The sequence below is a fragment of the Nostoc sp. CCY 9925 genome, assembly GCF_963920935.1.
Lineage (GTDB): Bacteria > Cyanobacteriota > Cyanobacteriia > Cyanobacteriales > Nostocaceae > Nostoc.
This window is the reverse complement of record NZ_CAWUDO010000002.1, coordinates 133,345-159,804: the sequence shown is the minus strand read 5'-3', so window position 1 is coordinate 159,804 and position 26,460 is coordinate 133,345. Positions and strand designations below refer to the sequence as shown.

Genomic DNA, 26,460 nt, shown 5'->3' with positions numbered 1-26,460 from the left:
TTAATTATAGTAGTTTTTACCAAAAATAGTGGACGGTCGATTTTACGGAGATTATGTCCAAATCCCGCTGAGTTTCCTATGCTGGAGATAGACGGCAAGGAAAGTGGCATGACCAGTCAGAAAACTCATTCGATAACCCTCAAAATTGCTGTAGTTGGAGATGTTCACGACCAATGGGAAGTAGAAGATGGCATTGCACTCAAGCATCTGGGTGTTGATTTAGTGCTGTTTGTTGGGGATTTTGGTAACGAGTCGGTGGAAGTGGTGAAAGCGATCGCTTCCCTCGACATTCCCAAAGCAGCAGTCATGGGCAACCACGATGCCTGGTTCACAGCTACAGAATGGGGACGCAAAAAGTGTCCCTACGACCGCTCCAAGGAAGACTGGGTACAGGAACAACTCGATTTATTAGGCCCTGCCCATGTCGGTTATGGAAAATTAGATTTTCCGGCTTGGGAATTAACTGTAGTGGGAGGTCGTCCCTTTACTTGGGGTGGCCCGGAATGGAAATTTGCGGAAATCTGTCGCGAACGTTACGGTATTACAGATTTGGAAGAATCTGCCGATCGCATCGTCAAAGCGGTGAAAAGCGCTGCCTACAAGACGATTATTTTTCTCGGTCATAATGGGCCTAGTGGGTTAGGCGATCGGCCAGAAGACCCCTGCGGCAAAGACTGGCATCCTATTGGTGGCGACTTTGGCGATCCAGATTTTGGTGAGGCGATTTCTCAGGCTGTTACTGCTGGTAAGACTATTCCCTTGGTGACATTTGGTCATATGCACCGAACTTTACGGCACACCAAGAAAGAACTGCGAAAGCCCGTTTTTAGAAGTCCAGAGGGAACAATTTACTTGAATGCGGCTACTGTGCCCAGGATTGTGGAGAATGACGGCAAGAAGCTGCGTAATTTTTCCTTGGTTTCTTTAGAGGGAGGTGTGGTTACTCAAGCTTCCTTGGTGTGGGTGGGGAATGACTTTCAGGTGGAGTCAGAGGAAATTTTCTATGAGCGATCGCATTCAGTAGTGCAACCTGCGTAGATCATAGGATATAGTATTATCTGTCAGCTTTGGTGCTAACCGACAAATGCGGCTAGCTACTAGCTCGACAGTTTATTGGAGAGGTGGCAGAGTGGTCGATTGCGTCCGACTTGAAATCGGATGAACCGAAAGGTTCCGGGAGTTCGAATCTCCCCTTCTCCGTTGAATAAATCTTCAAATTAACAAGTGTTTTTGAACACACAAGTAATTTCGGATCTAATAATCTGATTATTAATTGACTATATTAATCTGATTTATTACTATGACATGAATATTTTAGTAGCTGAATTTATGAGCCAAATTACGCGTATACTTCCTGATGGAGAAAAGTTAGAAATTGACTTAAGCCACTTTAAACAACTTCTATATAAAGCAACTAGTAAAACACTTGATTTACTTAAATCAGTCAGTGTCAATGATAAAATACGAGTTATTTGGCGTATAGATGAAAAATCATATTATGCAGATAATGTTGCATTTCCTAACTATAGAGATCAAAAGGTTTGGCAACGAATAGAAAACATTTGGGATAGTAATGAGGTTATTGCGCTGACTGATTATCTTTGGGAGCATAATGCAGTCAAGAAGAGTATAACAGGACCAGATCAGAGTGAAATAGAGTGGAAAAAATCCTGGGCACGTTTTATCTTCGGTGACTTTGTACATAGACTATTACTATCGGCTTTGGAAAATGCTGGTATTTGTGATTTTGTTGATGGTAAAGAAATTATTCCTTGGTCACTGAAAGAATTAGATTTACAGTCAGCATTAGAAAAATTTGTTGAAGAATATAAAGAACTTAATCAAGGTAAAGAAAAATTCACTGCATATTGCTTGTTTTCAGCTATTAATCTTCCAGATGGGATAACAGAAGTAGAACTTGCTGAAGGTATTAAAGTAAGAAGTTGGTCACAAAGAGAGCGTTTAATTTTTAATTCACTACATCATCATGAGTTTTTATGGGATGATTTCAAACAACCAACCTTGTTAGATGTAATAGTTGAGATTAAAGTAACGTTGAATTCTGGAGAATCTCCATTGTCTCCTGTTGAAGATTTAATAGACCTTGTGAAATGGGGTTTAATAACTGTTTCTCAATCAGATACTCATCTACCAGAAGGGGTCTGTCTTATCTTTAATAGGACAAGTAGTAGGTTATATAAACTTCGTAGAGATGATAATTTAGGATCAAGCCAAATGTCTCTGAGTGCAGAGCAGATAACATTATGCAAAAAAATTATAGGTCAGTTTTTAAGTTGCGCTAAAGTTAACCCTGATATTAAGAATGCGTTATGGCACTTTGGTCGCTCATGCACTTCAGTATTGGACAGAGATATTTTACTGGAAGCAGCAATTGGAATTGATTCACTAACAACACAGAGGGGTGGAGATTCTAGATACAAATTTTGTCTTCATAGCGCTGCTTTAATAGCTACTGTTAAACAAGCACACAAAAAAGTAGACTATCAAAAGCTTAAGAAAATATATGATCAAAGATCATGTGCTGCTCATGGGGGAAAACAAAATAATCTTAATCAGCTTAAAATATTAGCTCTTGATGCAAGAAAAGCTCTTGCTCTCATCATTCTCGCAATCATTGACCTTACCTCAAATGGCATAATCAATTTAAAAAGTGAAAGAAATAGTGAAAATACGATAGCATCAGCTGTTGAAAAATACGTGATTAGCAAAGTAACAATAGTTACTCGTTATCAGCCAGATATACTTAATAACTGATATGCAAGACTAGAAGCTTTAGCCATAGCTAATAATTTTTCAATCAGCAAGCAGATGATTATTCTTTTACAGCAAGTATTGGCAAGCGAGACATAAAAACCAGAAAGTAAAAAATCAAATTTCTTCCTTTCAACTAAAAAGAATACCTAAATTTTTGAACTAACTGCAAAGTATACAAAGAGCACAAAGGAAGAGATAAGTAATGTTATGGCTAGAAGAGAATAATAACAGATGACTACTTTTAATGTGCAGTTACCTGTTTTTTACTATATATGCACTGAAAAACAGCTAACGGTCATTTTTATCAGATGCTATTGGTCTAGTAATAGTGTATTAAATCATTAATCCTCTGTAGCATCATTGGAATTTTCTAACTTATTTAGCGCATCTGAAATTGCTTGCCTGATAAATTCAGGGTAGTTATCTAGACCTTTTAATTTTTCCAGCATCGATGGGGCAAGTCTGAGAGTTATTTTTGCGGTTAATGGTTCTTCCCTATTAGTCGTAAATTGATGCTTTTTTAAATAAGGTTTTTCTTCGTAATTAGGCATAAAAATATTTTTTAGATGTTGATATTATCGCAAGACTTCATGCGATAATTTAATTGGCAGCTAGCCGAGCCTCACGAGTTGGGATAGCTGCCACACCCAATTACAAAATTAGGCATTTCTATGTTTACACGTTCTGAACTTGAAAGCAAAACCCTTAAAGAATTGAAAGATTTAGCTGCACGGTACGGAATCAAGCCAGTGGGAAATCCAGGGTATAAAATAAGCTGGATTACTCAGTTATTGGCTTTTCCTGTGCAAGCTATTGGGCAGTTTCAAGACCACAAAACAGGTTTAAGAAATCCTAGTTGGAGAAGTACTGAAGCGCTCGGCACGATGCTTTGTGAAATTGGAGAACCTACTGATGAACAAGCCGCGCTGATTCGCGCAACGCTAGAGGGGAAGTTACTTCCACTCCCTGAACGCTACGACCAAACTAGGCTGCTAAATCTTCACAAGACTAAGCAATTGATTCAAGAAGCGATTGAAACACTGAATAAATAGATGACTGTTGACTGTTGACGGTTAACAGTCATCAGTCAACAGTTAACAGTTTTGTCCCGAAAGTCTCTCCTTGCTTGCATCGTGCTACCATTAGCAATAAATTCTTTTGGGAGGTCAATCAATGGCTACCCTTCATGCACTAAATATACCCGATGAGTTATACGCACAACTGCAAGAGTTAGCTAAAGCTGAAAATAATTCAGTTGATGCTCAAGTTATTACAATCTTGCAGAGTGCTTTGCAGGCAAAAACACAGCCTACGGAAGACGAAAGGCGAAAAAATGTCCCAAAACTTCTAGAGGAAATTCGTCTTCGTCGTGAGAGTCGTCGGACTGATGTGGAATGGCCTGATAGTACTGCATTAATTCGAGAAGATCGAGACAGATGACTATTCCTCTTAGATGCGTCGTAGATGCTAGTGTAGCGATTAAGCAATTTATACCTGACGATCCACTAACGCCGAAAGTTAATCAACTGTTTGCTCATCTTAGCAATCCCCAGACAGAAATCTTTGTACCTGACCTATTTTACATTGAGTGTGGCAACATCATTTGGAAGTATGTCCGCGCCAGACTTTATGCTGTTGCTGATGTACCAGGAGATTTAGCAACTCTCAAAAGCTTTCCCTTGCGTGTTGTCTCCACGGCTGATTTGATGGCAGATGCAGTTAGTATTGCCTTAACTGATGGAATCTCCGCCTATGATGGTTCTTATGTTGCGCTTTCACAGCAGGTAACACTACTTTGCTAACTCTCGACGGTAAGCTGCTGAAAGCTTTAAGTACTTCGTTTTACAATTTTTGCTTGCTTAACGATCTTCAGGTTACATAGTTGCGGTTAATATAGAAGCGATCGCCAAATTAAGCAAAGCAGGTTTATTGCCTACTTTTTTTTCTTTTTGAATATCAAATTATCAAAAATGGCTTTTACTTATAACCGCACGGTTCGCTTCCAAGATACTGATGCTGCTGGGGTAGTGTATTTTGCCAATGTTTTGGGTATTTGTCATGAAGCTTATGAAGAATCCCTAGAAGCATCAAGTATGAATCTCAAAGATTTCTTTAATAATCCATCAGTGGCTTTCCCTATTGTTCATGCTAATGTGGATTTTTTGCGTCCTATGTTTGTAGGGGATAAGTTGTCGATTAATTTAATTCCCCAAAAACTAGGTGTTGATAAGTTTGAAATTACCTATGAAATTACTGTGGGTGAGGTGGTAGTTTCTAAGGCTATTACTCGGCATGTTTGTATTGATGTAAGTAGTAGAGTTAAGCAGGAATTACCTGATGAGATAACTCAGTGGTTGGAAACTAACCGCAGAGGCGCTGAGGACGCCGAGAGAAGAAGGGCCAGAGAGGTTATTTGAGGGAGTTTTGTAGGTATTCGATCGCTATTTTTTCTAACTGTTGGCGGTTAATTTTACCCTGGGCGTTACGGGGTAAGTTTTGCTGGGGAATCCAATATTTTGGGATTTTAAATTTGCTGAGTTTGTCTTTGAGTAGGGTCTGGATTTTTAAGCTACAGATATTTGATTTTTGGGGAATATAAATTGCTGTTAAGGCTTGTCCCCAGTGTTTATCTGGAATGCCAATGACACAAATATCAGTAACGAGTTGAGTTGCTCGTATTGCTGATTCAATTTCTGCTGGGTAAATATTTTCTCCGCCTGTAATAATTTTTTCGCTGCTACGTCCGACAATATTTAAATAACTTTGGTCGTCTAAAAAGCCTAAATCATCTACTTGGAAATTATCCTGATTTTCTTGAATTATAGGATAGTAACCAAGGGCTAGAGATTGAGCTTTAATAGTGATATTTCCTATTTGATTGGAATTTAAAATTTCGCCTTGCTGATTATGAATAGTTACCTGGGCATGAGGGAGAATCTGACCATTGCTGATTTTACCATTGAGAAAATCATCTGGTTTGAGGGTAGCAATTTGAGAGGCTGTTTCTGTCATGCCGTATGTTGGTGCTAATCGAATGCGATGGAATCTCGCTTTTTCTAATAGTTCGTTCCATGCTGGTGCACCTCCTAAAAGGACGGTGTTAAATTGGGTTAGCCATTCTGTTAATTCAGGATTTTGTAGGAGTCTTTGTAACTGTGTTGGTACTAATGATATAAAAAATTCTGATTGTTTAATATTTAATATTTGACCAGATTCTAAGGCTTTAAATGGCAGAATAGCTAGTTTACCTCTGGTGGTAAAAGAACGGATAAATTGCATTAAACCGCTGACGTGATATAGCGGCAATACGCAAAAAGAATTGACTTGGTTAAGCTGAAAGTATTCTGTAAATCCTTTTACAGATGCTATGAGAGTTTCCCAAGTATGGATAGCAAATTTAATTTGTCCTGATGAACCACCTGTGGGAATCATGATTAGTGGGCATTGGGGAGCCACTGCGTTGGGCGGCTTTGCCGACTTGAAGCAAGTGGCGTCATTGGGCATTGGGCATGGGGCATGGGAAGGGGACAAGGGGAAAGATTTAATGTAAGTTCTCTTCATCTCTCTATCTCCCCATCTCCCCATTCCCAAAACAATATCTGGCTGTACTAAATCAAGGACTTGTTGCCATTCTTGTGTTCCCCAATCGGGGTTGCAGAGAAAAACTGGGTAGTTAGCTGCACAGGCGGCAAGGAAACTTGCTAAAAATCGTAATGGTTCGCGTTCGGCTAAGATGACTTTTGGTGGAGTTTCAGATACTGGTAACTGTGTTAGTTCTAGATATAATTCTTGAGCTAGTTGATTAAATTGACGACTGTCGTAACCAATCAACCAATCATTTTCAGCGAGGTTATTAAGGTAGTCTAAAGGTTTTTCCATAGACTTTGAAGCCAGGTATCATCTTGTTCAAAAAAATGGTCGATGCCAAAACCAACTGCCCTATTATTTCGAGATAGTTCTGCTGCTAGTTGGAGTGCTGCTTGTCTGGCGATCGCAGTTTCAAATACTGATGAAAATACAACATCAATTTCATGTTGTTGACAAAACTTTCTCAACCGAGATGGCGATCCAATTATCCCAGGTTTAATGACAAAAATTTCTCGCCAACCTTGTTGATAACAAGCGAGAAGTTGCGCTAGTGTGGCGACAGATTCATCTAAAGCGATCGCTGTTCCATAACACATACTCAATTCCAACATTCCTTGAAATTGTTCAACGGGTAGCGGTTGTTCGATAAATTCAATTTCTGGGGCTGGTTCTCGATTCGCCTGGAGATTGTCACAAGTCCACAGCCACAAGTTAGCTTCTTCATAGCTGAGTCCACCGTTAGCATCTAATCGCAATTTGCTAGTAGCTGGTAAAGTCTGTGTTAATAACTCAAAAATTTTAAGTTCATTAGCGATCGCATCTACACCAATTTTCCATTTAAACGTGCGATATCCCTGCTGCCATAAACTTTCCCATTGATTTAAAGCGGCTTCCCCAGCAGGTAGTAAGGCGCTGTAGGACAGGAAAGAGGACACGGGGACGCGGGGATGCGGGGACGCGGGGAATTCATGAATTTCATTCTCCGTGTCCCCGCGTCTCTCACTCTTTGCGTTCTCTTTACACATCTCCCACGCTGACTCAAAGCCAAATTGACAAGCTGGTAACTCATCTGAGATCGAGAAAATCGTTTCGTCTGTAATTTCTGCTGGGAGTTGGCGACAAAAATCTAATGCTTGTTCTATGGTTTCCGAACCAAACCAGCTAATGGGCGCGATTTCTCCCCAGCCAACTCTACCTGATTCGTCGGTAAGATACAGAATAATTCCATCCCGAATATCCCATTTACCATGACTTGTACTAACTGTTCGCACAAATCTTCGCCGATAAGGACGAAATTTAAATCTGTAAATCACTATCCAAAAATTAATCTCCAACGGAGTTGTCATTAGCTATTTGTAAAGGACAAAGGACAAATGACTAATGACTAATGACTAAAACACAAACCCCAACCCCAACAGCAAGCAACTCCAAAAATGCACGGCGACGGCGATGAATTTACAGTTACTAACTTTGTCTGGTTGATGATGATTTTCTTGGACGTGGCGGCATAATTTGACGGCAAAGGGTAAACTCAACCAACTTAGCAGTGTCCAAACTGGAAAAATCCCCGACAACACAAACAATAAAGTCAGGGGATAAATGCTGCCAGTGAACCAAAATAGGAGTTGGGCACCTTTTTGGGTTCCGAGACGGACGATGGGCGATCGCTTGCCTGCGGCTATGTCATCCTTAACTTGGTGAAAGTGTGAGCAAAATAAAATCAGAGTTGTGGCAATGCCGACAATCACTGAGGCTGCTAAACTCGTCATTGACCAAGTTTGAGTTTGGCTGTAGTATGCTGCCTCCACTGCTAAGGGGCCAAAGGCAAAAAAGCAAAGAATTTCGCCTAAACCCTGATATCCTAAGCGAAAGGGAGGCCCTTGGTACATATAGCCCAAACCGCAGCACAGCAGAATTATGCCGATCACAGTTAGGTCTTGTTGCCAAAAAGCGATCGCTACTATCCCCAGCAACCCCAAACCCAAGCACAAATTTCCTAACCAAAATATTAATCGCTTATTACGAGTTAAATTCACCAGAGAATGGTGTTTATTTTGATCTATACCTGTTTCCGAATCAAAAACATCATTACTGATATTTTCCCAGGCAAGAATTAAAATTGCCGCAACCACAAAAGTAGAAAATATTGCCCAATTGAAAATTTTGGTTTCGGCAAATGCTACTGCTGTTCCTACCCAAATGGGCATGATGGCAACGCTGTACATCGGCGGTTTAATTGCTGCCATCCATAACTTAGTGTTCGGATATAAAATCTGCTTGGTAGTCATCAGTCGTGATTAATTAAATTCCCACAATATCACTTTCACAAAATATTTTTAGTTTCTGAATTCTCCGTTTCAGGAGAACATTTGATGAATGAATATACTAATCATACTAGACTCCTTATCAATTATGACTTCTGACTCTTGGATACCCAATTTTACCTTTTGGCCGTGGTGTTGGACTCCCGACTCCGATGCTGAAGTTGCAGTCTTGACTACAACTGGCTTCTTAGGCTCTAGGAACACCACCAAAAAGCAAATCTTACGCTGGTGAAATGTCAACTTAATATGTTACCTGTAAAAATACGACCACGATTAATTACACTTTAGGAAGTTAACTTAAAAAAAATTTACTATCGATAGATCCATGACAGTTTCACCATGTCCTAGCAACTTGTTTGTACAGCACAAAGATTTATATCAATTTCTCTTAGCAGTGCAAAAAAAGTGCATCAAAAATAATTCCAGGCAAATTGTCAGTGTCTCCCAAGAGATCGATTTAGTTGACCCTTTACTTGTATTGGATCGACTTACACAAGCAAATGAAATAAATTTTTACTTTGAGGATAAAGGCAAAGCAGAAGCGATCGCGGCAATTGATTCTGTAGAAAAGTTACAAGTTGATGGCAAAGACCGTTTCACTAAAGCCGAATATTTTATCAAATCTTGTCTAAAAAATATAATTAATTTTGGTAACTCTAACCTACCTTTTTCTGGGCCTCATTTTTTTTGTTATTTCAGCTTTTTCGATCAAAATTCCCAAGTTGATTATCCATTTCCATCAGCTACCATTTTTCTGCCACGTTGGCAAGTAGCTGTCAAAAATCAACGCTGTATATTAGTAACAAATTTAACGATCAATGCTGATGTCAATATTCAAAAAATATTGCACAGTTTACAAACAAAAATTGAATTTCTCCAATCTTTAGAAGATTACTCTTCAGATATCCATTTTCCGACAAATTTTTACCAAAAATCCATCACCAATGCCCAGCTATTTAAATATTCTGTAGCTTCGGTTTTAGAAAAAATCCAGTCTAGTTATTTAAGTAAGATTGTCCTAGCAGATATACTAGATGTAAAATCAAGCAATCATTTTGACTTAGTTAAATCATTAAACAATCTCAGAAAAATACATGCTAATTGTTATATTTTTTCTACAAGTAATGGCAAAGGACAAAATTTTATTGGCGCAAGTCCTGAACGATTAATTAGTATTAATAACCAGCAGTTAATCACTGATGCTTTAGCTGGTTCTGCACCACGAGGGAAAACTCCTGCTGAAGATGCAGCTAAGGCCAATCGCTTACTCAATAGTGAAAAAGAAAGGCACGAACATTCGCTGGTACTTAATTTCATAACTCAACGCCTATGCCAGCTAGGTTTGTTACCCCAAATATTAGCACCTCGTCTGCGACAATTATCCAACATCCAGCATTTATGGACACCAATCAGTGCTGTAGTTCCTGCTAACATTCATCCATTAAAGATTGTCGCCCAATTGCATCCTACACCAGCGGTTGCTGGTGCAGCACGAGATGTTGCTTGTGCCGAAATCCGTCGTTATGAAAGCTTTGAAAGGGGTTTATATGCTGCACCTCTGGGTTGGATAGATGCTAACGGAAATTGCGAGTTTATTGTGGGAATTCGCTCAGCATTAATAGATGGCGATCGCGCGAGATTGTATGCTGGTGCTGGTATTGTTGCCGGTTCCGACCCTGAGAAGGAATTTGCAGAAGTGCAACTTAAACTTCAGGCTTTGTTGAAAGCATTAGTTTAAACTTAATTACTGATTTAGTGTTGAATATCCTCTGCATCTGTCATTTGCTATTCAGAAATAAGATTGGTATAAAATTCACTCCTGTTTTAAGATTTACCCAAAAACTGATTCATTTGAATTTGTAGTTTTTCTCGTAATTGTTGCGCTTGTTGATAAGCTGCTGTACGTCCTTTATTTGAGTGGGTATTTTCTCCTGCTACTTCCAAAGGCTGGATAAAATAACGAAGACGAGTTTTCATCGCCCAAACTCCCATTGAGGGAAACAGAAGTAAGGCAAGCATCAAAGGCGAGAACGGTAAGAATGGTAATTTGACTAGTCGTTGTAATTTGGTGAAATTAGCAGTCCAAGGATGGAGAAATTCACTACCGATGCAAACTACTGGAAGAATGGGAATATGATAGCGATCGCTCAGTTGCATAAAGCTGACATCAAACTTTTGTATTTGATAGCGTTTTCTCCAACCTTTCGCAGGCCCCCGTATCCCTTCGGGTGCATATAAAAGAATTTTACCTTGGGCAATGGCAGCCTCAAAATCATTTAGTTCTGCTCGCACACCACCTAAAACTTGTGGCCATTTGGATGGTAACCACCACATCACCCAAGGATGGTCAAATAATGCTGGACTTGCTAGGGGTTGCACTCTCCATCCTCTAGCTTCACCTAATAAATAAGCTAAAGTCAAAAAGTCCCAAGGAAAACACATTCCTGCGTGATTCATCGCCACAATTAATGGTCCTCTTTGTGGCAAGTTTTCGATTTGCTGCAATTCTCCCCGAAAATAATATTTCACGATGGGGTCGAGAACTTCTTGGCGAAAAGCTTGTTGATAATTGGGATCGAATTCACCAACTTCTTGACGTGGTAAACGACAACCCAAACGCAACCAACGACTCAGCATTGCTAAATAAAATCCACCAGGAATTAAAAATAATCCATATTCGAGCCAATTCCAACCATCTGGATCTTGATAATAGTGTTGCCAGTGGCGGTTAAATAAAATCAGCCAGCCTGGAGGATACCAAAGACAAAACCAATCGAACCAGCTAAATTTATAGCCTTGGACTGGTGCTTTTTTCAGTTGAGTGTTGAGAAGATTTTCTGAGTGTTGATTAATCAAAATAGCAATAAAAATTAGGCAACAATCGGCTTAACGATATATTATAGCTTTACAAATTTACCATTGACATCTTACTCCAGAAGTAAAATTAACGACACTTTTTTACTAAACAATATTTCCAACTTATTTAAGAATTCGCGGATTTGAGCGTCACGATTTGATTTATAAATAAAATATAAACAAAAGCATGAAGTACGATAATTTTAAATGTTACGCACCGATTTTTAGTCCTGCATAGTCTTACAAAAATATTGAATAGCCAACAATATTACTATTGGTTTTCACATAAAAGAGAAAATTTTATTTTTATTTTATAAATACTTTTGCCGTTCTTTACGTCTCAACAAGTTTTTATTTGCGTGAATTACACCAATTACTAGGGACAGAGCATTGCTGTGCTACCACCTTCCACAGTCAACAACAAAGGCTAATAACTGATGTTCGGGTTTGGCTAAAAGATGCAATTTATCTGCGGGTACATAATATCTAATGATTATTAAAATTCTTCCTCAAGTTGGAGACAAATGAGACGACATCTGTCTTAATCTGCTGACTATGGAACTAGGAAAGTCTCTAAAAATTGCAGATTTAATCCGCGAACTTCGGCAGCAACTCCATCTGTCTCAGAAACAGTTTGCAGCTAATTTGGGAGTTTCCCTGCGAACAGTCAATCGCTGGGAAAACGGATCTGCGGTGCCTTCACAGATGGCACTAAAGCTAATTGAAGAAATGTTAGAGAAGATGGGCGAACCAGGGAAAAGATTACTAAGCGAGTATCTCTCAAAAACACAGCAAGGGGAGGACTCTTGAGATGAGCGTGAAATTACTTGAAAAATTCTTGATGACGCGCTCTGGCTCGCTAACTTATGGCGTGATGATTTTGGTAGTAGTAGCGGCTTTACTAATGGCGCGACTGTTATTGCCACTATTCGATCCGAGTGTGTTTACCTTTTTTTATGCTGCCGTGGCCGTTAGTGCGTGGTATGGTGGCATGGAAGTGGGAATGCTAGCGATCGCTTTATCTGCCATAGTCGCCCTCTACTTTCTCATTGAGCCAGTCTACTCCTTCGAGATCCTTAGCTTGAGGGCTTTGGTGCGATTAAGCACCTTCTCACTAGTCTCTTTACTAATTACTGCCCTTTTCTCAGAATTACAAACTGCTAAACGCAAAGCAGAGTCAAGCTTGAAGCTGTTAGAAAATAGCGAAATGCGATTTAGCCGACTCGCAGAATCTAACATCATAGGAGTCATCGTCAGCGACCTCAACGGCTGCGTCATCGAAGCCAACGATGCTTTTCTGAAGATGGTCGGTTACACGCGAGAAGATTTATCTGCTAAGCAAATCGACTGGCGGGAGATCACCACGCCTGAGTCTCTGATTTTAAGTGAACATTGCGTTGAAGAACTGAGAACCAGCGGAGTTTGTAAACCTTTTGAGAAAGAATATCTTCGCCAAGATGGTTCTCGCGTTCCTGTTCTGCTTGGTTCTGTCCTCGTAGAAGATGGTCAAGAAACAGTTATTGGCTTTGTTGTTGATTTGAGCGAACGCAAACAAGCAGAAGCCGCATTACAGCAAGCTAATGAGCGGGTGACACGCACCCTAGAAAGCATGAGCGATGCATTTGTAAGTTTAGATCGAGATTGGCGAATCATCTACCAAAATGCTGAAGCAGAGCGAATTAACGGCAAATCCCGTACAGAAGTCGTTGGTAAGTCGCACTGGGAAGAGTGGCCGGCATCAGTAGGCACAAATGTAGAACGCCAATACCGACGAGCGATGGCAGAACAAATTGCCGTCCACTTTGAACATCATTATTACTTGCCATGCGAGTATGACTTGTGGATGGAGATTCACGCGTACCCTTGTGAAGATGGTCTTGACATTTTCTTTCGTGACATTAGCGATCGCAAACAAGTAGAACGAACCTTGCGTGAAAATGAAGAACGCTTGAGGTTAGCTAACGAGCGTTTCGAGTTAGCCGCTACTGCCGTCAATTGTCTCATATACGACTGGGACATAGAGCAGGATCGGGTTGAAAGAACTGAAGCTTTAACCAGAATTTTAGGTTATTCCGTTGATATTGCTCAAAAAAATGGTAATTGGTGGCGTCAGCTTGTCCATCCAGACGATTTGCAACGTGTAGAGCAGGAAGCAGGGGTTGTGTGGGAAAATGGCGATCGCTACACTGCTGAGTATCGAATTCGCAACCAAGATAATCAGTATATCTATGTCCTAGACCAAGGAATAGTCGTCAAGCGAGATGCTCATGGCAACCCGGTGCGCGTAGTTGGCAGCACTACAGATATCAGCCAACGTAAGCAGATAGAAGAGGCACTGCAAGAACAGGAGAGAAAATACCGCTATATTTTTGAAGCCGCAGGCGTGTCAATTTTTGAAGAAGATTTTTCCCTTGTCAAAGCAGCGCTTGATGAATTAAAAGCCCAAGGTGTCGAGAATTTTCGCGACTTTTTTGCCGAACACCCTGAGTTTATTCAACAAGCGGTTGACATGGTGAAAATTGTCAACGTGAATAATGCAGCTGTGCGGATGTTTGGCGCTCAAAATAAAAATGAACTCCTGGTTCCAGTTCACCAAATATTCCTACCGGAAACCCTAGAGGTATTTGTCGAAGAATTACTGGCAATTACTGATGGGGAAACTTACTTAGAATCAGAAACAATTCTCAAAACTCTCCAGGGAGAACGTCTCAACATCCTGTTTACAATTACCTTTCCACCAGCAAATGCTAAATTTGACAGCGTATTGGTGAGCATCATGAATATCACCGCCCGCAAGCAGGCAGAAGCCGCAGTTAAAGCTAGTGAGGAACGGTTGAGGAGTTTTGTGGAAGCGAATGTAGTCGGCATTATCTTTGGCGATGTGGAAGGTAACATCAGTGAAGCCAATGATGAGTTTCTGCGAATTGTCGGTTACACCCAAGAGGATCTGCAAGCAGGTAAACTACGCTGGACTGAGATCACTCCACGGGAATATTTTTATTTAGATGAACTGGCAGTTGCTGAGGCCAAGTCCAAAGGAGCTTGTACTCCATATGAAAAAGAATACATTCGCAAAGATGGTTCTCGTGTACCGATTGTAATTGGCTACTCTTTATTAGGAGAAGCTCGGCACAAATCAGTGGCATTTATTCTTGATATTAGCGAACAGCAAGCTGCGCTGCGCGAACGCCAGCAAATAGAACAAGCCTTGCACCAGAGTGAAGAACGCTTCCAGGCTTTTATGGACAATAGTCCCGCAGCAGCATGGATTACCGATGCAGACGGACGCGTACTTTATCTCAGCCCAACTTATTTCCGCACATTTGATTTAGCAACAAACAACGCGATTAATAAAAACATTTTTGAGCTATATCCGCCTGAAATTGCTCAGCTATTTCTCAAGAATATTAAAATGGTTGCCGAGACGAATCAGGTTGTGGAAGCCATTGAGTCTGCCCCGCGCACAGATGGCAGCCTTGGGGAATTTTTGGTGTACAAATTTCCCATTGCAGATGTGCCTGGACAATGCTTGGTAGGCGGAGTTGCAGTTGATATTACCGAACGCGAACGCGCTCTGCGGGAACGTCAACAAGCCCAAAAAGCCTTGCAAGAGCGCAGTGAAGGACTGAAGCTGCTTTTTGAAACAGCCAGCGATTTGCTTTCAACCGAGCGCCCCTTGGATTTGATGAACACTTTGTTTACCAAACTCTCGGCACAGATGGATTTGGATTTTTACTTCCACTATCTGATTGAGACACACCAAAATAAACAAAAACTTCGCTTGGTAGCGTGGAACGGCATCACTGAAGAAGTATTTCAAGCAATTGAATACCTAGAATTTAATCAAGGAATGTGCGGATTAGTAGCCCAAGAACGCCGTCAAATTATCGTCAACGATGTGCCGCACTCAACCCATGCCAATGCAGGCATCCTTTGTGATTTGGGAATCACAGCCTATGCAGGTCAACCGTTAATTGTTCGCGGAAAGCTCTTAGGTGTACTTGCCTTTGGCAGCCGTACCCATATTCACTTCACCCCAGAGGAAACTGCTTTACTGCAAGCAACCTCCGATCAGGTGGCGGTTGCTCTGGAACGTTTTGAATTGATGGCTTCATTACAGCGACGAAAAGAGGAATTAATTCAAGCTAACCGCATCAAAGATGAGTTTTTAGCAGTTCTCTCCCACGAACTTCGCACGCCACTAAATCCCATCCTGGGATGGTCAAAGATGCTGCAAACCAAAAAGTATGACGAAGCAACTACCGCTCGTGCGCTAGAAACCATTGAGCGTAATGCGAAGCTGCAAACTCAACTAATTGAAGATTTGCTGGATGTTTCTCGCATTTTACAAGGCAAACTCAGTCTGAATATTGCTCCTGTAAATTTGGTAAGTGCGATCGCCGCAGCTTTAGAAACAGTGCGTTTAGCTGCCCAAGCCAAATCTATCAATTTGCGATTTGTGATTTTAGATTTGGAATCAGAAAATATTAACAGAAATTTAGCATCCATTGAGTTTAATCAACAACCCGACAATCTCAAATCCCAAATTCAAGTTGTGCTGTCAGCGCACCAAGGCTGCGACTCAAAATTTCTAGTAGCGGGTGATTCAGTCCGCTTACAACAAGTGATTTGGAATCTGCTTTCCAATGCCATTAAGTTTACACCGCAAGGTGGACAAGTAGAAATCAGCTTAGCCTGTGTTAATTCTCAGTCTCAACTGCAAGTGCGTGATACAGGTAAAGGAATTAGCCCCGACTTTTTACCATTCGTCTTTGACTACTTCCGACAAGCTGACGGCGCAACCACCAGAAAATTTGGTGGATTGGGTTTAGGATTGGCGATTGTTCGTCATCTTGTCGAACTACATGGCGGTACAGTTCAGGCAGAAAGTTTGGGCGAAGAACAGGGAGCAACCTTTACAGTTATGCTTCCCTTGATAAAAATTTATCTTAATAACCGCGAGATTGATAGCCAATCAGATGATTCGCCCGATTTAAATGGGCTGAAAATTCTGTTGGTGGATGATGAGCGTGATACGCGAGAGTTGATTGCTTTTATTTTGGAGCAGTCTGGAGCGATTGTAACCCAGCTAGGATCGGCTGTGGAAGCACTACAAGTTCTACCTGTGTTTCAGCCAAATCTGCTCTTAAGTGACATTGGAATGCCGGAAGTAGACGGCTATATGTTGATCCGTCAAATCAGAGATATGCCAGCAGAACTGGGAGGAAAAATTCCAGCGATCGCTTTAACTGCTTATGCGGCTGAAATTGATTATCAACAGGCAATTGCCGCTGGATTCCAACAGCATATCACCAAACCAGTGGAACCAGGGAAGCTAGTTCGAGCGATCGCTAACCTGATTTTGTGATTCCAACCCATACATTGAAGAGAACATTTTGGTAAGTAGCAATTTGAGGTATCTACGATCTGTCTTGTGTAGTGAATGCTATTCCTACCATAAGTAGAGATATTCATATCCATTGATTCGTTAAGTTTAATGAAGAATTGAGATTAAGTTTTCTCAATCACTTGGGCAATCGAGAGCAACTTTAACTTCTTTGGAATTTTGTATGACTTACACAGTTGACGAAAAAACAAGACCAGCTTTAGAAATTTTTCGACGCTTTGATGTAGATACTCAACTAGGTATACTTTGGTTTGGTTACCTAGATATTAAAGACCAGCTACAACCAGCACCTCCTGAAAGTGTAGAAGTTCCTGGAAAAGCAGTATTTGACCAAATTCAAGCTTTGCCTCAGCAAGAACAACTGCAAGCACAACGCGACCTACTTACAGGTGCAAATGATATCGGCCGAGGCTATAAGCAGCTGATTCCTAACTCTAGATTGGTAGTTTGGCTGTTGTTGTCAAAAGGTATAGAAAATGGAACTATCATCGGAGTACCAGAAGACTATCAACTACCAAGTGAAACTGATGAATTTATAGCACAAATTAAACAGCTAGACTTTGAGCAACGCATTAGTTTCTTGCTGAGTGCCGTATAACCAATAGGTTAACTCATACCATTTTGAATGTTGGATTTGTGTTAATCTATCTATGACATTCATTTTTCAAATTGGTATCAACCCAACAATTTTTAAAAGCTTTGAATCATTGGGAATAACAGAAACGAGCAACTTTAGCTAGGTCTAGTTTGTTTCGTTTTAGTTAAGAATAATGCAGAGATGATACCCTCCTGTGTTATGCCAATTCGCAATCATATAGAGACGTTGCAATGCAACGTCTCTAATTTGCATTTTTCAGATATCAAATAGAATTACCTTAGCTGATGTTTCTTTGTCAGACAAAGTTAATTTAGAGAATCAATTAGCTTTAAAACTCGTTCTTTAACTTCATCGCGAACGCGGCGAAAAACTTCAATTGATTGTCCTTCTGGATCGTCAAGTTGCCAATCTTCAAAGACATCTCTTAACGCCCATTCTTCAGGTAAGTTAACACCACAGCCACATAATGAAATCACGGCATCATAATCTTCAGCCTGAAAATTACTTAAAGACTTTGAGGTTTGATTGCTAATATCAATGCCAATTTCTGACATAATATCAACAGTTTTTGGATCTACATGACTTGCTTCCAACCCCGAACTACTAACAGAAATTTTACCTGCTCCTAAAGTTCGAGCGAAACCTTCTGCCATTTGCGATCGCCGAGAATTTTTCTTACAAACAAACATCACCTTTTTCATCACTTATTACCCACAACAAGACTTATTCACACCCTGCCCCACCGCCACATTTTTTTCCGGCGCTGTATCTCCCAGCTTCACCACAAACACTTCCCAACGGTTCCCATCAGGATCTGTTACCCAAACTTTATCTTGCAAAGCGTAGCAACAGTCAGTATTATCCTCAGTAAATAATGCCAATCCTGCTGCTGTAAATCGCTGCACAGCTGCTTCAACTTCTTGTGTACTTTCAACTTGTACGCCCAAATGAGATAATGCACCACCAGACTGCACATTATTAGCTAAATTCAATGTTAAATTTAACGCTGGATTAGAAATATCAAACTTAGCGTAGTCAACCTTATATTTAATAGGCTCTACGCCAAACATTGCCTGATAAAATGCTACAGACTTTTCAATATTGGTAACATTCAAAGCTACATGAGTTTTCAAAATTGCCATAAATTTTGCTCCTTTATTCTTTGAAATCACGAAATCCATGAGAAAGCTGTCGATATACTATCACTGCTAATTGCGCTCCTAAAATGGGCGCAACCCAATAAACCCAATGATGCTGCCAAACTCCTCCCACCAAAGCCGGGCCTAAAGAACGCGCCGGATTCATACTTGCACCGGTAATCGGCCCCATAAACGCTGCTTCCATCCCCACCGTCAACCCGATCGCTAATCCAGCAAAACCAATGTGTGCGCGGCGATCTAGTCCGGAACCCAAAATTACAAACATCAATATAAAGGTGAGAACAAATTCCAACACTAAAGATTGCAACCAGTTGCCATTTAGTGGTACTGTCGCCCCCAGATTAGCAACTCGCCCTAAGCTAATTAGCAGTAAAGTTGAAGCAGCGATCGCACCTACTAACTGTCCTAAAATATACGGTAAAACTCGCTTTTTAGAGAAAAAACCACTAGTCCAAAATGCCAATGTGACCGCTGGATTGAAGTGTGCATCGCTAATATGCCCTAAAGAGTAAATCAAAGCTGCAACAACAGCACCAAAGACAGAACTAATACCAGTATGCCCAATCGCACCTTGGCTGAGGTAGTTCACCATCACTGCACCAGTACCTGCAAACACTAAAATAAAGGTGCCAATTCCTTCTGCTAAAGCCTCTCGCCAGCAAGACACCAGCGATTTAGCTAGCCAAATCTGTAAACTTGACTCTATGCCTCTTGCAGGCATATCAACGCCTTACATTTCAAAAAAAGTTGATGTATTAGATATTATTTCAAAAAAAGTTGATATGTCAAGTGGTATAGTTGCAAACCAGATGACGGTAATTAATCTTTAGTGAGGGTAGACTAATCGCAGCAGGAACGCACAGACGAAATTAGACAATTATGGTGAAAATTTGAAAGATATTGTTCTAAAACAGTAAATTGTGGCAAATTTAAACTGTAATAAATCCAGCGTCCTTCCTGACGGGAGTTAACTAAGCCAGCTTCCTTGAGGGTTTTCAGATGAAAAGATAATTTCGACTGACTTACCCCCAAAGTCTCGCACAAATCACACACACATAATTCTCGATGTCGTAGCAATTCCAGCACGCTAATCCTAAGTGGATCTGAAAGGGCATGAAAGCCAGAAGCAATTAAATGAGGAATAGTGGCAGCTGAGGAATTTGGCATCAATGATATTGATATTATGAGGATATATGGTTACACGCTAAAACATGGGTTCGACGTTTTTGTGCATTGATTCCTTGTTTCTCTGATTCAAAGTGAATGTTTGAGTGGTTTATCCGAAACACCACTTTTGAATTTATTACTCTTGAGATGTACGGAGCTTTTTCAAAGAAGCTAGTTTCCTATTAGACTTTTTAGACTTTTATACTGTGAGCATTCTCTCGTAGTCTTGTTCAAAAATCAAATAGGAGTCCCATAGCATTACTTACAGCACTTACGCACTCAGATCCCCCAACCCCTTTTTAAGGGGGTTTTAGACGTTTCCTCCTTGAAAAGGGGGGTTAGGGGGGATCAGGGTTTCAAGCTTCAGTGCGTAAGTCCTGACTCAATACTACTCGCTTTGTGCATTTTGAACTCAGAATTTGGTTTGGGGAAAAGGTTAATGGTTCGACAAGCTCACCAACCGGGTAAGGGTTAAAGGTTTTTTCTTTCCCTTTTCCCCTTCCCCTTTTCCCCAAAACCCGACAAGTATTGAGTCCTGACTTAGTTTTTTCTTACTGCGGCTAAATTCCATAAAGAAAACCCTCATAGTGTTTATGAGGGTTGTCATTTATATCTATGTCAGTTCTCAAGTGCGGAAACGTCTTTTACCCTGCTTTTGTAAAGCAAGTTTTTTGCGCTTAGATTTTTCAATAGGCGTTTCAAAGTGACGATGCTTCCTCATATCTGGAAAAATTCCAGCCTTGGAAACTTCTCGCTTAAATCGGCGTAACGCTGACTCAAGGTGTTCATTTTCGCCCACTATTATTTGGGTCATTATCTCTCCTACTAAATTGAACTCATCAATGGTCTAAAAATTGGCTCTCTCAAATTTGCGGTTTCAAAATTTAGTAGCGGTTACGTCCACCGCCACCGCCGCCGTATCCCCCCCGATTGCCACCAGACGGGCCTCTGTCTTCTCTGGGCTTGGCTTTGTTAACTTTCAAGTCACGACCCATCCATTCAGCACCATCAAGAGCTTCAATGGCAGCAGTTTCTTCGGCATCTGTTCCCATTTCCACGAAAGCGAAGCCGCGCAGACGGCCTGTTTCGCGGTCTGTAGGTAATTGAACCCGCTTGACCGTACCATATTCAGCAAAAACACCCTTAATATCATCTTCTGAAACTTGGTAAGAGAGATTGCCTACATAAATTGACATTGATTTTCTCCAAAATTCTTAGTGTGTAGAGATTTAAATTTCGGAGAAAACTCTGTAAATACCAAAAGGGAAAAACCTGTCAATACTAAAAACAAAAATACTCACCGAATTAACTCTCCTTTTCTAGGATGACACAAAAGCCAATTTTCTGCACCCTATAAAAGGTTAATAGATGGTTAATTATTCATGTCATGAGGCTGCGATCGCTTATGCAAGACACGAGCGAAGCAGCTACAGACACCAGTAAAGTGGCTACAAGACCGAAGCCGCTACCGTTGTAACTTCCTGGTCTAGTGGCTTTTTCAATTCAACTTAACTATGAAATATTACAGTCACTAAAGGTAGAAAAGCTAACATAAATCCATGCCAGGAATGCAATTGAGCTTCTGGGGTTGGTTCTGGTGGTGCTAATAAAGCTTCTACTCTTTGTTCTAAACGATCGCCTGCGTTAGGTGAACCCAATGCAGCACAGCAAATTTCTGATGATAGGGGGCTGCTACTGACCACTAACAGCAGTGATTCCGCTAGCACCAGAGGGTCTACTTGCAATGCTGCATAACTGTCGGCGCGGAGTTCGCGCAAAACTAACAGTTCTTGCCACAAAGGTTCTGTATTTGGCAACCAGGCGGTACAAGAACGCACCCAACCCAGCCAGAAAAACCAGAATGTATCCCTGTATTGGTAATGCCCTTGCTCGTGTGCTAAGACGCTTTGCAAATGATTTGGTGAAAGAGTTTGCAGTAATCCTTCGCTAACGACTAATTCCGGATGCCAAAAACCAATTTGCCCTGCAAACATCGCTTCTGTTTGCAGTAGTCTGGCTCGTCTGTCTCCCAAATTCACTAGGGGACAGTTGCGGGCAGATTCTACAGACTGCCAACCTTGAAAAGCAAGTTTAATGCATAAAATGGCAAAAATTCCTAAATAAATTAATGCCAGGAGATAACTGATTGAGCCTGAGTACATCCCGCCCATGTTTCCTTGAGGTCCCATGAACAAAACAGCGATCGCTGTCATAAAAATTAGCAATGGCGGGAAGAGAAACAAAAATAGCGATCGCCGCCACCGCAAACTCCAACTGCCTTGGGGTTCTTTCCAAGAGGATCTTAACCACCAGGCAACTGCCAAAGCAATCAAAATCATCATTAGATGCATCATTTTTCCTCCCTGGCTTGGCGTGCAGATTGTATGCGTTTGGCGATGGCTGCTATTTGTTCGCTGGCTGCTTCATCGAGACTATCGGCGAAAGCTGCAATCACATCAGGGTTACCCACCGCGAGAAATCGTTGTAACTGCTCGTGGGCTTTAATTACCTGTGATTGTTGCTTACTCAGCAATGGCCGCCAATAAAATGCCCGCCCTTTTTTGTCACAGGCCAACCAACCTTTATCTGTGAGGCGTCGCAGAACAGTGGTTACAGAAGTGTAAGCTAATTCACGGTTGGGATCGGCCAAAATGCGATCGTGGACATCTTTGACTGTGGCTGAACCGAGTTCCCAGATGATATTTAAAATTTCCGCTTCCAAAGGGCCTAAAGATAGCTGTTTAGGGCGGTAATCGGGTAAAGGTGCCATAGTTTTGCAGGGGAAAGGGGAAGGGGGAAGGGGAAAAGGGGAAAGAGGAGGTGTCGCAAGTGTGGGGAGAATAACTCTTAACTCCTGACGGGCTAAACGCCCTGCTACCGCTAACAGCACTCCCCATGACGCCACTTGCTTCAAGTCGGCAAAGCCGCCCAACGCAGTGGCTCCCCAATGCCTAATGACTGTTAGCTTTCTTGTTTTAGATTACAAGATCGTGGAGCAAGTCTGAAAGTCTCAGAACATAAAAATGAGCTTTTTGAGCATTTATTTGAGAAATGAGGGACTGTTAAGATTTGGTTAAAACCCTGCCTTGGTGTCCTCTTTTGCCCGCTCCCATTTATGTATCTAATGAAATACATTGTGTATTCTAATGCTAAAAAAGGTTGAGGGATTAATTGTGACAATAGTTAGTGACACTAACTAGGTAGAATGTTATTTGTTTGCCGCAGTAGTATAAAAGCAGGTGTATCCAGCGCGTGAAGCTATTTGTATACCACACTCCGGAATTAACTCCAACGGATAAAGTGCCAGAATGTGCGATCGCAGTCGATGTCTTGCGAGCCACTAGCACCATAGCGACTGTCTTGGCCGCTGGAGGTGAAGCTGTACAAGTATTCAGCGATTTAGATCGACTAATCGCAGTTAGTGAAGAATGGCCTCCTGAAAAACGTCTACGGGCTGGAGAACGCGGTGGCGCTAAAGTAGCGGGCTTTGAGTTGGGTAACTCTCCCCTCGACTGTACATCAGAATTAGTGCAGGGGCGTCGGTTATTTATCAGCACCACAAATGGCACTCGTGCTTTACAACGTGTACAAGACTCGCCAAATGTATTAGCCGCAGCCTTAATCAACCGAGCAGCAGTGGTGCAATTTCTTTTAGAAAAGCAACCAGAGACAGTGTGGATTGTCGGCTCAGGCTGGGAAGGTAGTTTTTCTCTAGAGGATACAGTTTGTGCGGGTGCGATCGCCCATAGTATTTTAGAGCAAACCAAGTTATCACCAGAAGAATTAGCTGGTAACGATGAAGTAATTAGTGCGATCGCTCTTTACTCTCAATGGCAAAATAATTTATTGGGATTATTACACCAAGCTAGTCACGGTCAACGCCTATTGCGTCTTGAATGTCAAGAAGATTTAAAATATTGTTCCCAAACTGATGTTTTAGATGTCTTGCCAATACAAAAAGAAATAGGAGTTTTAAAAAGGGGATAGCCAATAGGGCATAGGGCATAGGTTATTTTTTCCATCTCCCAATCTACCTCATCTGCCCATTTCCTATGCCCTATGAACTTCTCTTTATGTCTTCTGCGCTTTGTTATTCTCTAACTCGAATGAATGATTATAGTATTTACTGCCATAAATAATTACCCAGACTTGATATAGTTACTGATTTGTTGGCGATCGCCAACTTGCTAACGCTGAATGTAAATACTTTGCCCATTCCGCCGCTAAAGGGATTTCTGTAAACGGAACGCGCACTGAGTCACCGGATTCGCAAAATACAAATTCTAACTCTATAGAACGACCTTTGTCAGGTGGAATCTCTACATTTACTGATTTGCCATCTATCAAAAGAGATATTTCTTTGACATCAACTAAAGAAAATGTTTCTAGTTTAACGGGCCCTTGAGGTGTCGGTTTACCCCAAGTTATAGAGTTTCCTTTTTGACCTAATACTGAATAAATATCATATTTAGCCCGTTCAAATTGCTCCGCCCAGACACGGTAGGCTTCGACTTTTTGATACTCCTTTGAGCCTTGCCAAGCTAGCCAGAAAAACATTGCTAGCAGAGGTAACCACAAAAGACCATGTTCCATTGTTTCAACAGTCCTGAGTAATGAAGTGAAGGTAAACTAAAGTGCCAAATCCACCAACAAGGTATCCAGATAAGTTATGGTAGTGAGCAAACTGGCAAAAAGCGGTGATGAGTTAATATGAGAAAGCTTATATTATTGTGCTTGTTTGTCATTGGGTTGGGATCTGCCGTATTTGGTTTCCTGAATTTCCAGGGACTGGCAGCTAAAGGTGATTTTGAGACGATTTTGCTTGATTTTCGTGAAGATATCCCATCAACTGTGGTGGAACAGAATTTACAAGCGATCGCCAAACAATACAACGTTACACCCCAATTAGACAACAAGTTTTCGGCCAAGGATAATGTGTATATTATCAAGGGCGATCGGCAACGACTCCAAGAACTGAAAAAATCTCAGTTTGCCCAAGCTACAGAATTCATAGAGCCAAATTATATTTACAAAAAGATTCCACAACCAGGTGAAGCCGCTTGGCTAGGAGAATTTTTGCAACCGCAAGAAAATGATGAGCTAAATCTCTCATTAACTGGTCCCAATGACCAATATTACAGCAAGCAGTGGAACTTGCACAAAATCGGCATTGAAGGCGCGTGGAGTCAAACCAAAGGTAGCGGCGTCACCGTTGCAGTAATTGACACTGGGATTACGAAGGTGCGCGACTTGTATGAGACAAAATTCGTCAAAGGCTATGATTTTGTCAACGACAAAGAACAAGCCAATGACGATAACGGTCATGGTACTCACGTTGCTGGAACCATTGCTCAAGCCACAAATAACAAATATGGCGTCGCTGGAATTGCTTATGAAGCTAGTCTGATGCCGCTGAAGGTACTGAGTGCCTATGGTGGCGGTACCGTAGCCGATATTGCCGAAGCGATTAAATTTGCTGCTGATAAAGGCGCAGATGTGATTAATATGAGCTTGGGCGGTGGTGGTGAAAGCAAGTTGATGAAAGAAGCGATCGAATATGCCCATAGAAAAGGTGTAGTCATCGTTGCCGCAGCTGGTAATGAAAGCGCCAATGGCGCAAGCTATCCAGCCCGCTATCCTCACGTCATCGGCGTTTCAGCAATCGGCCCAGACGGTGAAAAAGCACCCTATTCTAACTTTGGTGCAGGGGTCGATATCTCAGCTCCTGGTGGTAGTGAAGCTGGTAAGATTCTTCAAGAAACTATCAACGAAAAAGGCGAAGGCGTATTTCTTGGTTTCCAAGGTACAAGCATGGCTTCCCCCCACGTTGCTGGTGTTGCGGCATTAATCAGAGCTAGTGGTATTAAAGAACCAGATGAAGTTTTAAAAGTCCTCAAACAGTCAGCACGAGTTATCCAGGATGATGGTTTGAACTACTATGGCGCTGGACAACTCAATGCAGAAGCAGCAGTCAAACTAGCTGTTGGAGGGCAAATCAGTTTCCAAGATTTCTTCCGGTGGTTACGGGATAATGGCTACCTGAATCCAGGTTTTTGGATTGACGGTGGTGCAGTAGCACTGTTACCCAAGATTTTAATGGTAATTGGTTCCTATCTGTTGGCTTGGTTTTTACGGGTTTACTTCCCCTTCACCTGGAGTTGGTCTTTATCTGGCGGTTTAATTGCTGGCAGTTCTGGGTTATTCTTCCTCAAGGGAATTTATATCTTTGACCTTCCCCAATGGCCTTTCCGAGTTTTGGGCAGTTCAATTCCGGAACTTGGCAATACCCTCCAAGGAAGTGATGCATTCAATCCCCTGTTTGCCAGCGTATTGATTCCCATTGTATTAATGGCATTACTGTTAGGCCATCCTAGTTGGAAATGGTTTGCCATAGGTTCAACGCTAGGAGTAGCAGCCTGCTTGATAGTAAGTGCTGTTTACGACCCAGCAGTTTGGGGATTTGGAAATCTTAACTTAGCACGTCTGTTCCTGATCACCAACGCCATACTTTGTTATGGACTTGCTCGTTTAGCATTGCAAAACGAAGAAAAAGCAGCATAAATGGGCATGGGGCATTGAGAGGTG

The 26,460-nt window shown here is 41.4% G+C and carries 27 protein-coding genes, 1 tRNA gene and 1 pseudogene; 15 read left to right on the top strand and 14 right to left on the bottom strand.

The window, feature by feature from the left end; genetic code table 11:
• The first annotated feature begins 108 nt into the window (after window positions 1-108).
• The 3 genes from ACM0OY_RS01895 to ACM0OY_RS01885 all read left to right on the top strand — a co-directional run bounded on the left by ACM0OY_RS01895 (window position 109) and on the right by ACM0OY_RS01885 (window position 2,775).
• Complete coding sequence (locus ACM0OY_RS01895; RefSeq protein WP_414567267.1) at window positions 109-1,038, top strand: TIGR04168 family protein; 930 nt, start codon at window positions 109-111, stop codon at window positions 1,036-1,038.
• Between the two features lie 77 nt (window positions 1,039-1,115).
• Window positions 1,116-1,200 (top strand) — tRNA-Ser (locus ACM0OY_RS01890).
• 105 nt (window positions 1,201-1,305) lie between these two features.
• Window positions 1,306-2,775 carry a hypothetical protein gene (locus ACM0OY_RS01885; protein WP_414567198.1) on the top strand — a complete coding sequence of 490 codons (1,470 nt, stop codon included), beginning with the start codon at window positions 1,306-1,308 and terminating at the stop codon, window positions 2,773-2,775.
• Window positions 2,776-3,116: 341 nt separating this feature from the next.
• Here ACM0OY_RS01885 and ACM0OY_RS01880 read toward each other — a convergent pair whose 3' ends face one another.
• Window positions 3,117-3,326: a hypothetical protein gene (locus ACM0OY_RS01880; RefSeq protein WP_414567197.1), complete on the bottom strand. Its 210-nt coding sequence runs from the start codon at window positions 3,324-3,326 to the stop codon at window positions 3,117-3,119.
• Window positions 3,327-3,446: 120 nt separating this feature from the next.
• On the opposite strand from ACM0OY_RS01880, the gene ACM0OY_RS01875 reads away from it, so the two are divergent.
• The 4 genes from ACM0OY_RS01875 (at window position 3,447) to ACM0OY_RS01860 (ending at window position 5,192) form a co-directional block, all read left to right on the top strand.
• Window positions 3,447-3,827, top strand: coding sequence for a hypothetical protein (locus ACM0OY_RS01875; RefSeq protein WP_414567196.1), 381 nt, complete (start codon window positions 3,447-3,449; stop codon window positions 3,825-3,827).
• A 121-nt stretch (window positions 3,828-3,948) separates the two neighbouring features.
• A complete protein-coding gene (locus tag ACM0OY_RS01870; protein ID WP_414567195.1) occupies window positions 3,949-4,215 on the top strand; it encodes a hypothetical protein in 267 nt (88 codons plus the stop codon).
• On the top strand, window positions 4,212-4,577 hold the full coding sequence (locus tag ACM0OY_RS01865) for a type II toxin-antitoxin system VapC family toxin (protein ID WP_414567194.1): 366 nt from the start codon (window positions 4,212-4,214) through the stop codon (window positions 4,575-4,577). The genes ACM0OY_RS01870 and ACM0OY_RS01865 overlap by 4 nt, the downstream gene beginning before the upstream one ends.
• A gap of 168 nt (window positions 4,578-4,745) precedes the next feature.
• A complete protein-coding gene (locus ACM0OY_RS01860) occupies window positions 4,746-5,192 on the top strand; it encodes an acyl-CoA thioesterase (protein WP_414567193.1) in 447 nt (148 codons plus the stop codon).
• Here the strand turns inward: ACM0OY_RS01860 and ACM0OY_RS01855 are convergent.
• The 3 genes from ACM0OY_RS01855 to menA are packed head-to-tail and all read right to left on the bottom strand — an operon-like array spanning window position 5,185 to window position 8,651.
• Window positions 5,185-6,654: a 2-succinylbenzoate--CoA ligase gene (locus tag ACM0OY_RS01855; RefSeq protein ID WP_414567192.1), complete on the bottom strand. Its 1,470-nt coding sequence runs from the start codon at window positions 6,652-6,654 to the stop codon at window positions 5,185-5,187. The genes ACM0OY_RS01860 and ACM0OY_RS01855 overlap by 8 nt on opposite strands.
• Window positions 6,639-7,709 (bottom strand): o-succinylbenzoate synthase, encoded by a 1,071-nt coding sequence (locus ACM0OY_RS01850; RefSeq protein WP_414567191.1) that lies wholly within the window; start codon window positions 7,707-7,709, stop codon window positions 6,639-6,641. The genes ACM0OY_RS01855 and ACM0OY_RS01850 overlap by 16 nt, the downstream gene beginning before the upstream one ends.
• A 45-nt stretch (window positions 7,710-7,754) precedes the next feature.
• Window positions 7,755-8,651 (bottom strand): 2-carboxy-1,4-naphthoquinone phytyltransferase, encoded by an 897-nt coding sequence (menA, locus tag ACM0OY_RS01845; RefSeq protein WP_414567190.1) that lies wholly within the window; start codon window positions 8,649-8,651, stop codon window positions 7,755-7,757.
• Window positions 8,652-8,775: 124 nt separating this feature from the next.
• Between menA and ACM0OY_RS01840 the strand changes: the two genes are divergently transcribed.
• Together ACM0OY_RS01840 and ACM0OY_RS01835 are read left to right on the top strand one after the other, a co-directional pair.
• Window positions 8,776-8,919 carry a hypothetical protein gene (locus ACM0OY_RS01840; RefSeq protein WP_414567189.1) on the top strand — a complete coding sequence of 48 codons (144 nt, stop codon included), beginning with the start codon at window positions 8,776-8,778 and terminating at the stop codon, window positions 8,917-8,919.
• A 93-nt stretch (window positions 8,920-9,012) separates the two neighbouring features.
• Window positions 9,013-10,425 carry an isochorismate synthase gene (locus tag ACM0OY_RS01835; protein WP_414567188.1) on the top strand — a complete coding sequence of 471 codons (1,413 nt, stop codon included), beginning with the start codon at window positions 9,013-9,015 and terminating at the stop codon, window positions 10,423-10,425.
• A gap of 86 nt (window positions 10,426-10,511) precedes the next feature.
• On the opposite strand, the gene ACM0OY_RS01830 is transcribed toward ACM0OY_RS01835, so the two are convergent.
• Window positions 10,512-11,543: a 1-acyl-sn-glycerol-3-phosphate acyltransferase gene (locus ACM0OY_RS01830; RefSeq protein WP_414567187.1), complete on the bottom strand. Its 1,032-nt coding sequence runs from the start codon at window positions 11,541-11,543 to the stop codon at window positions 10,512-10,514.
• 555 nt (window positions 11,544-12,098) lie between these two features.
• Between ACM0OY_RS01830 and ACM0OY_RS01825 the strand changes: the two genes are divergently transcribed.
• The 3 genes from ACM0OY_RS01825 to ACM0OY_RS01815 all read left to right on the top strand — a co-directional run bounded on the left by ACM0OY_RS01825 (window position 12,099) and on the right by ACM0OY_RS01815 (window position 17,548).
• Window positions 12,099-12,353 (top strand): helix-turn-helix domain-containing protein, encoded by a 255-nt coding sequence (locus tag ACM0OY_RS01825; protein ID WP_414567186.1) that lies wholly within the window; start codon window positions 12,099-12,101, stop codon window positions 12,351-12,353.
• A 1-nt stretch (window position 12,354) separates the two neighbouring features.
• Complete coding sequence (locus tag ACM0OY_RS01820) at window positions 12,355-16,911, top strand: PAS domain S-box protein (protein ID WP_414567185.1); 4,557 nt, start codon at window positions 12,355-12,357, stop codon at window positions 16,909-16,911.
• A 202-nt stretch (window positions 16,912-17,113) separates the two neighbouring features.
• Window positions 17,114-17,548, top strand: coding sequence for an orange carotenoid protein N-terminal domain-containing protein (locus tag ACM0OY_RS01815; RefSeq protein WP_414567184.1), 435 nt, complete (start codon window positions 17,114-17,116; stop codon window positions 17,546-17,548).
• Window positions 17,549-17,853: 305 nt separating this feature from the next.
• Here the strand turns inward: ACM0OY_RS01815 and arsC are convergent, their stop codons facing one another.
• From arsC to ACM0OY_RS01795, 4 genes are all read right to left on the bottom strand, one after another.
• Window positions 17,854-18,249 (bottom strand): arsenate reductase, glutathione/glutaredoxin type, encoded by a 396-nt coding sequence (gene arsC / locus ACM0OY_RS01810; RefSeq protein ID WP_414567183.1) that lies wholly within the window; start codon window positions 18,247-18,249, stop codon window positions 17,854-17,856.
• Between the two features lie 6 nt (window positions 18,250-18,255).
• Window positions 18,256-18,690, bottom strand: a complete 435-nt coding sequence (locus ACM0OY_RS01805; RefSeq protein ID WP_414567182.1) for an ArsI/CadI family heavy metal resistance metalloenzyme — start codon at window positions 18,688-18,690, stop codon at window positions 18,256-18,258.
• A 13-nt stretch (window positions 18,691-18,703) separates the two neighbouring features.
• On the bottom strand, window positions 18,704-19,429 hold the full coding sequence (locus ACM0OY_RS01800; RefSeq protein WP_414567181.1) for an MIP/aquaporin family protein: 726 nt from the start codon (window positions 19,427-19,429) through the stop codon (window positions 18,704-18,706).
• 119 nt (window positions 19,430-19,548) lie between these two features.
• Window positions 19,549-19,875 carry an ArsR/SmtB family transcription factor gene (locus ACM0OY_RS01795; RefSeq protein WP_414567180.1) on the bottom strand — a complete coding sequence of 109 codons (327 nt, stop codon included), beginning with the start codon at window positions 19,873-19,875 and terminating at the stop codon, window positions 19,549-19,551.
• Between the two features lie 18 nt (window positions 19,876-19,893).
• Between ACM0OY_RS01795 and ACM0OY_RS01790 the strand changes: the two are divergent.
• A pseudogene (locus ACM0OY_RS01790) lies at window positions 19,894-20,061 on the top strand (IS630 family transposase); the annotation flags it as partial.
• Between the two features lie 439 nt (window positions 20,062-20,500).
• Here the strand turns inward: ACM0OY_RS01790 and rpsU are convergent.
• The 4 genes from rpsU to ACM0OY_RS01770 form a co-directional block, all read right to left on the bottom strand.
• Window positions 20,501-20,689 (bottom strand): 30S ribosomal protein S21, encoded by a 189-nt coding sequence (rpsU, locus tag ACM0OY_RS01785; protein ID WP_073644812.1) that lies wholly within the window; start codon window positions 20,687-20,689, stop codon window positions 20,501-20,503.
• A 70-nt stretch (window positions 20,690-20,759) separates the two neighbouring features.
• A complete protein-coding gene (locus tag ACM0OY_RS01780; RefSeq protein ID WP_414567179.1) occupies window positions 20,760-21,071 on the bottom strand; it encodes an RNA recognition motif domain-containing protein in 312 nt (103 codons plus the stop codon).
• Window positions 21,072-21,383: 312 nt separating this feature from the next.
• Window positions 21,384-22,226, bottom strand: a complete 843-nt coding sequence (locus ACM0OY_RS01775; protein WP_414567266.1) for a M56 family metallopeptidase — start codon at window positions 22,224-22,226, stop codon at window positions 21,384-21,386.
• A complete protein-coding gene (locus tag ACM0OY_RS01770) occupies window positions 22,226-22,645 on the bottom strand; it encodes a BlaI/MecI/CopY family transcriptional regulator (RefSeq protein WP_096537646.1) in 420 nt (139 codons plus the stop codon). Before ACM0OY_RS01770 ends, ACM0OY_RS01775 begins: the two co-directional genes overlap by 1 nt.
• A 482-nt stretch (window positions 22,646-23,127) precedes the next feature.
• Between ACM0OY_RS01770 and ACM0OY_RS01765 the strand changes: the two genes are divergently transcribed.
• Window positions 23,128-23,862 (top strand): 2-phosphosulfolactate phosphatase family protein, encoded by a 735-nt coding sequence (locus ACM0OY_RS01765; RefSeq protein ID WP_414567178.1) that lies wholly within the window; start codon window positions 23,128-23,130, stop codon window positions 23,860-23,862.
• Between the two features lie 171 nt (window positions 23,863-24,033).
• Here the strand turns inward: ACM0OY_RS01765 and ACM0OY_RS01760 are convergent, their stop codons facing one another.
• Window positions 24,034-24,468 (bottom strand): hypothetical protein, encoded by a 435-nt coding sequence (locus ACM0OY_RS01760; RefSeq protein WP_414567177.1) that lies wholly within the window; start codon window positions 24,466-24,468, stop codon window positions 24,034-24,036.
• A 117-nt stretch (window positions 24,469-24,585) separates the two neighbouring features.
• On the opposite strand from ACM0OY_RS01760, the gene ACM0OY_RS01755 reads away from it, so the two are divergent.
• Window positions 24,586-26,436 carry a S8 family peptidase gene (locus tag ACM0OY_RS01755; protein WP_414567176.1) on the top strand — a complete coding sequence of 617 codons (1,851 nt, stop codon included), beginning with the start codon at window positions 24,586-24,588 and terminating at the stop codon, window positions 26,434-26,436.
• The last annotated feature ends 24 nt before the right edge of the window (window positions 26,437-26,460 follow it).

Coding starts and splice junctions, on each gene's coding strand:
- ACM0OY_RS01760 (WP_414567177.1), bottom strand. CDS start 24,468: ATGGAACATGGTCTTTTGTGGTTACCTCTGCTAGCAATGTTTTTCTGG.
- rpsU (WP_073644812.1), bottom strand. CDS start 20,689: ATGACCCAAATAATAGTGGGCGAAAATGAACACCTTGAGTCAGCGTTA.
- ACM0OY_RS01770 (WP_096537646.1), bottom strand. CDS start 22,645: ATGGCACCTTTACCCGATTACCGCCCTAAACAGCTATCTTTAGGCCCT.
- menA (WP_414567190.1), bottom strand. CDS start 8,651: ATGACTACCAAGCAGATTTTATATCCGAACACTAAGTTATGGATGGCA.
- ACM0OY_RS01855 (WP_414567192.1), bottom strand. CDS start 6,654: ATGGAAAAACCTTTAGACTACCTTAATAACCTCGCTGAAAATGATTGG.
- ACM0OY_RS01800 (WP_414567181.1), bottom strand. CDS start 19,429: ATGCCTGCAAGAGGCATAGAGTCAAGTTTACAGATTTGGCTAGCTAAA.
- ACM0OY_RS01885 (WP_414567198.1), top strand. CDS start 1,306: ATGAATATTTTAGTAGCTGAATTTATGAGCCAAATTACGCGTATACTT.
- ACM0OY_RS01850 (WP_414567191.1), bottom strand. CDS start 7,709: ATGACAACTCCGTTGGAGATTAATTTTTGGATAGTGATTTACAGATTT.
- ACM0OY_RS01880 (WP_414567197.1), bottom strand. CDS start 3,326: ATGCCTAATTACGAAGAAAAACCTTATTTAAAAAAGCATCAATTTACG.
- ACM0OY_RS01825 (WP_414567186.1), top strand. CDS start 12,099: ATGGAACTAGGAAAGTCTCTAAAAATTGCAGATTTAATCCGCGAACTT.
- ACM0OY_RS01875 (WP_414567196.1), top strand. CDS start 3,447: ATGTTTACACGTTCTGAACTTGAAAGCAAAACCCTTAAAGAATTGAAA.
- ACM0OY_RS01865 (WP_414567194.1), top strand. CDS start 4,212: ATGACTATTCCTCTTAGATGCGTCGTAGATGCTAGTGTAGCGATTAAG.
- ACM0OY_RS01755 (WP_414567176.1), top strand. CDS start 24,586: ATGAGAAAGCTTATATTATTGTGCTTGTTTGTCATTGGGTTGGGATCT.
- ACM0OY_RS01820 (WP_414567185.1), top strand. CDS start 12,355: ATGAGCGTGAAATTACTTGAAAAATTCTTGATGACGCGCTCTGGCTCG.
- ACM0OY_RS01860 (WP_414567193.1), top strand. CDS start 4,746: ATGGCTTTTACTTATAACCGCACGGTTCGCTTCCAAGATACTGATGCT.
- ACM0OY_RS01895 (WP_414567267.1), top strand. CDS start 109: ATGACCAGTCAGAAAACTCATTCGATAACCCTCAAAATTGCTGTAGTT.
- ACM0OY_RS01870 (WP_414567195.1), top strand. CDS start 3,949: ATGGCTACCCTTCATGCACTAAATATACCCGATGAGTTATACGCACAA.
- arsC (WP_414567183.1), bottom strand. CDS start 18,249: ATGAAAAAGGTGATGTTTGTTTGTAAGAAAAATTCTCGGCGATCGCAA.
- ACM0OY_RS01775 (WP_414567266.1), bottom strand. CDS start 22,226: ATGCATCTAATGATGATTTTGATTGCTTTGGCAGTTGCCTGGTGGTTA.
- ACM0OY_RS01780 (WP_414567179.1), bottom strand. CDS start 21,071: ATGTCAATTTATGTAGGCAATCTCTCTTACCAAGTTTCAGAAGATGAT.
- ACM0OY_RS01795 (WP_414567180.1), bottom strand. CDS start 19,875: ATGCCAAATTCCTCAGCTGCCACTATTCCTCATTTAATTGCTTCTGGC.
- ACM0OY_RS01835 (WP_414567188.1), top strand. CDS start 9,013: ATGACAGTTTCACCATGTCCTAGCAACTTGTTTGTACAGCACAAAGAT.
- ACM0OY_RS01840 (WP_414567189.1), top strand. CDS start 8,776: ATGACTTCTGACTCTTGGATACCCAATTTTACCTTTTGGCCGTGGTGT.
- ACM0OY_RS01815 (WP_414567184.1), top strand. CDS start 17,114: ATGACTTACACAGTTGACGAAAAAACAAGACCAGCTTTAGAAATTTTT.
- ACM0OY_RS01805 (WP_414567182.1), bottom strand. CDS start 18,690: ATGGCAATTTTGAAAACTCATGTAGCTTTGAATGTTACCAATATTGAA.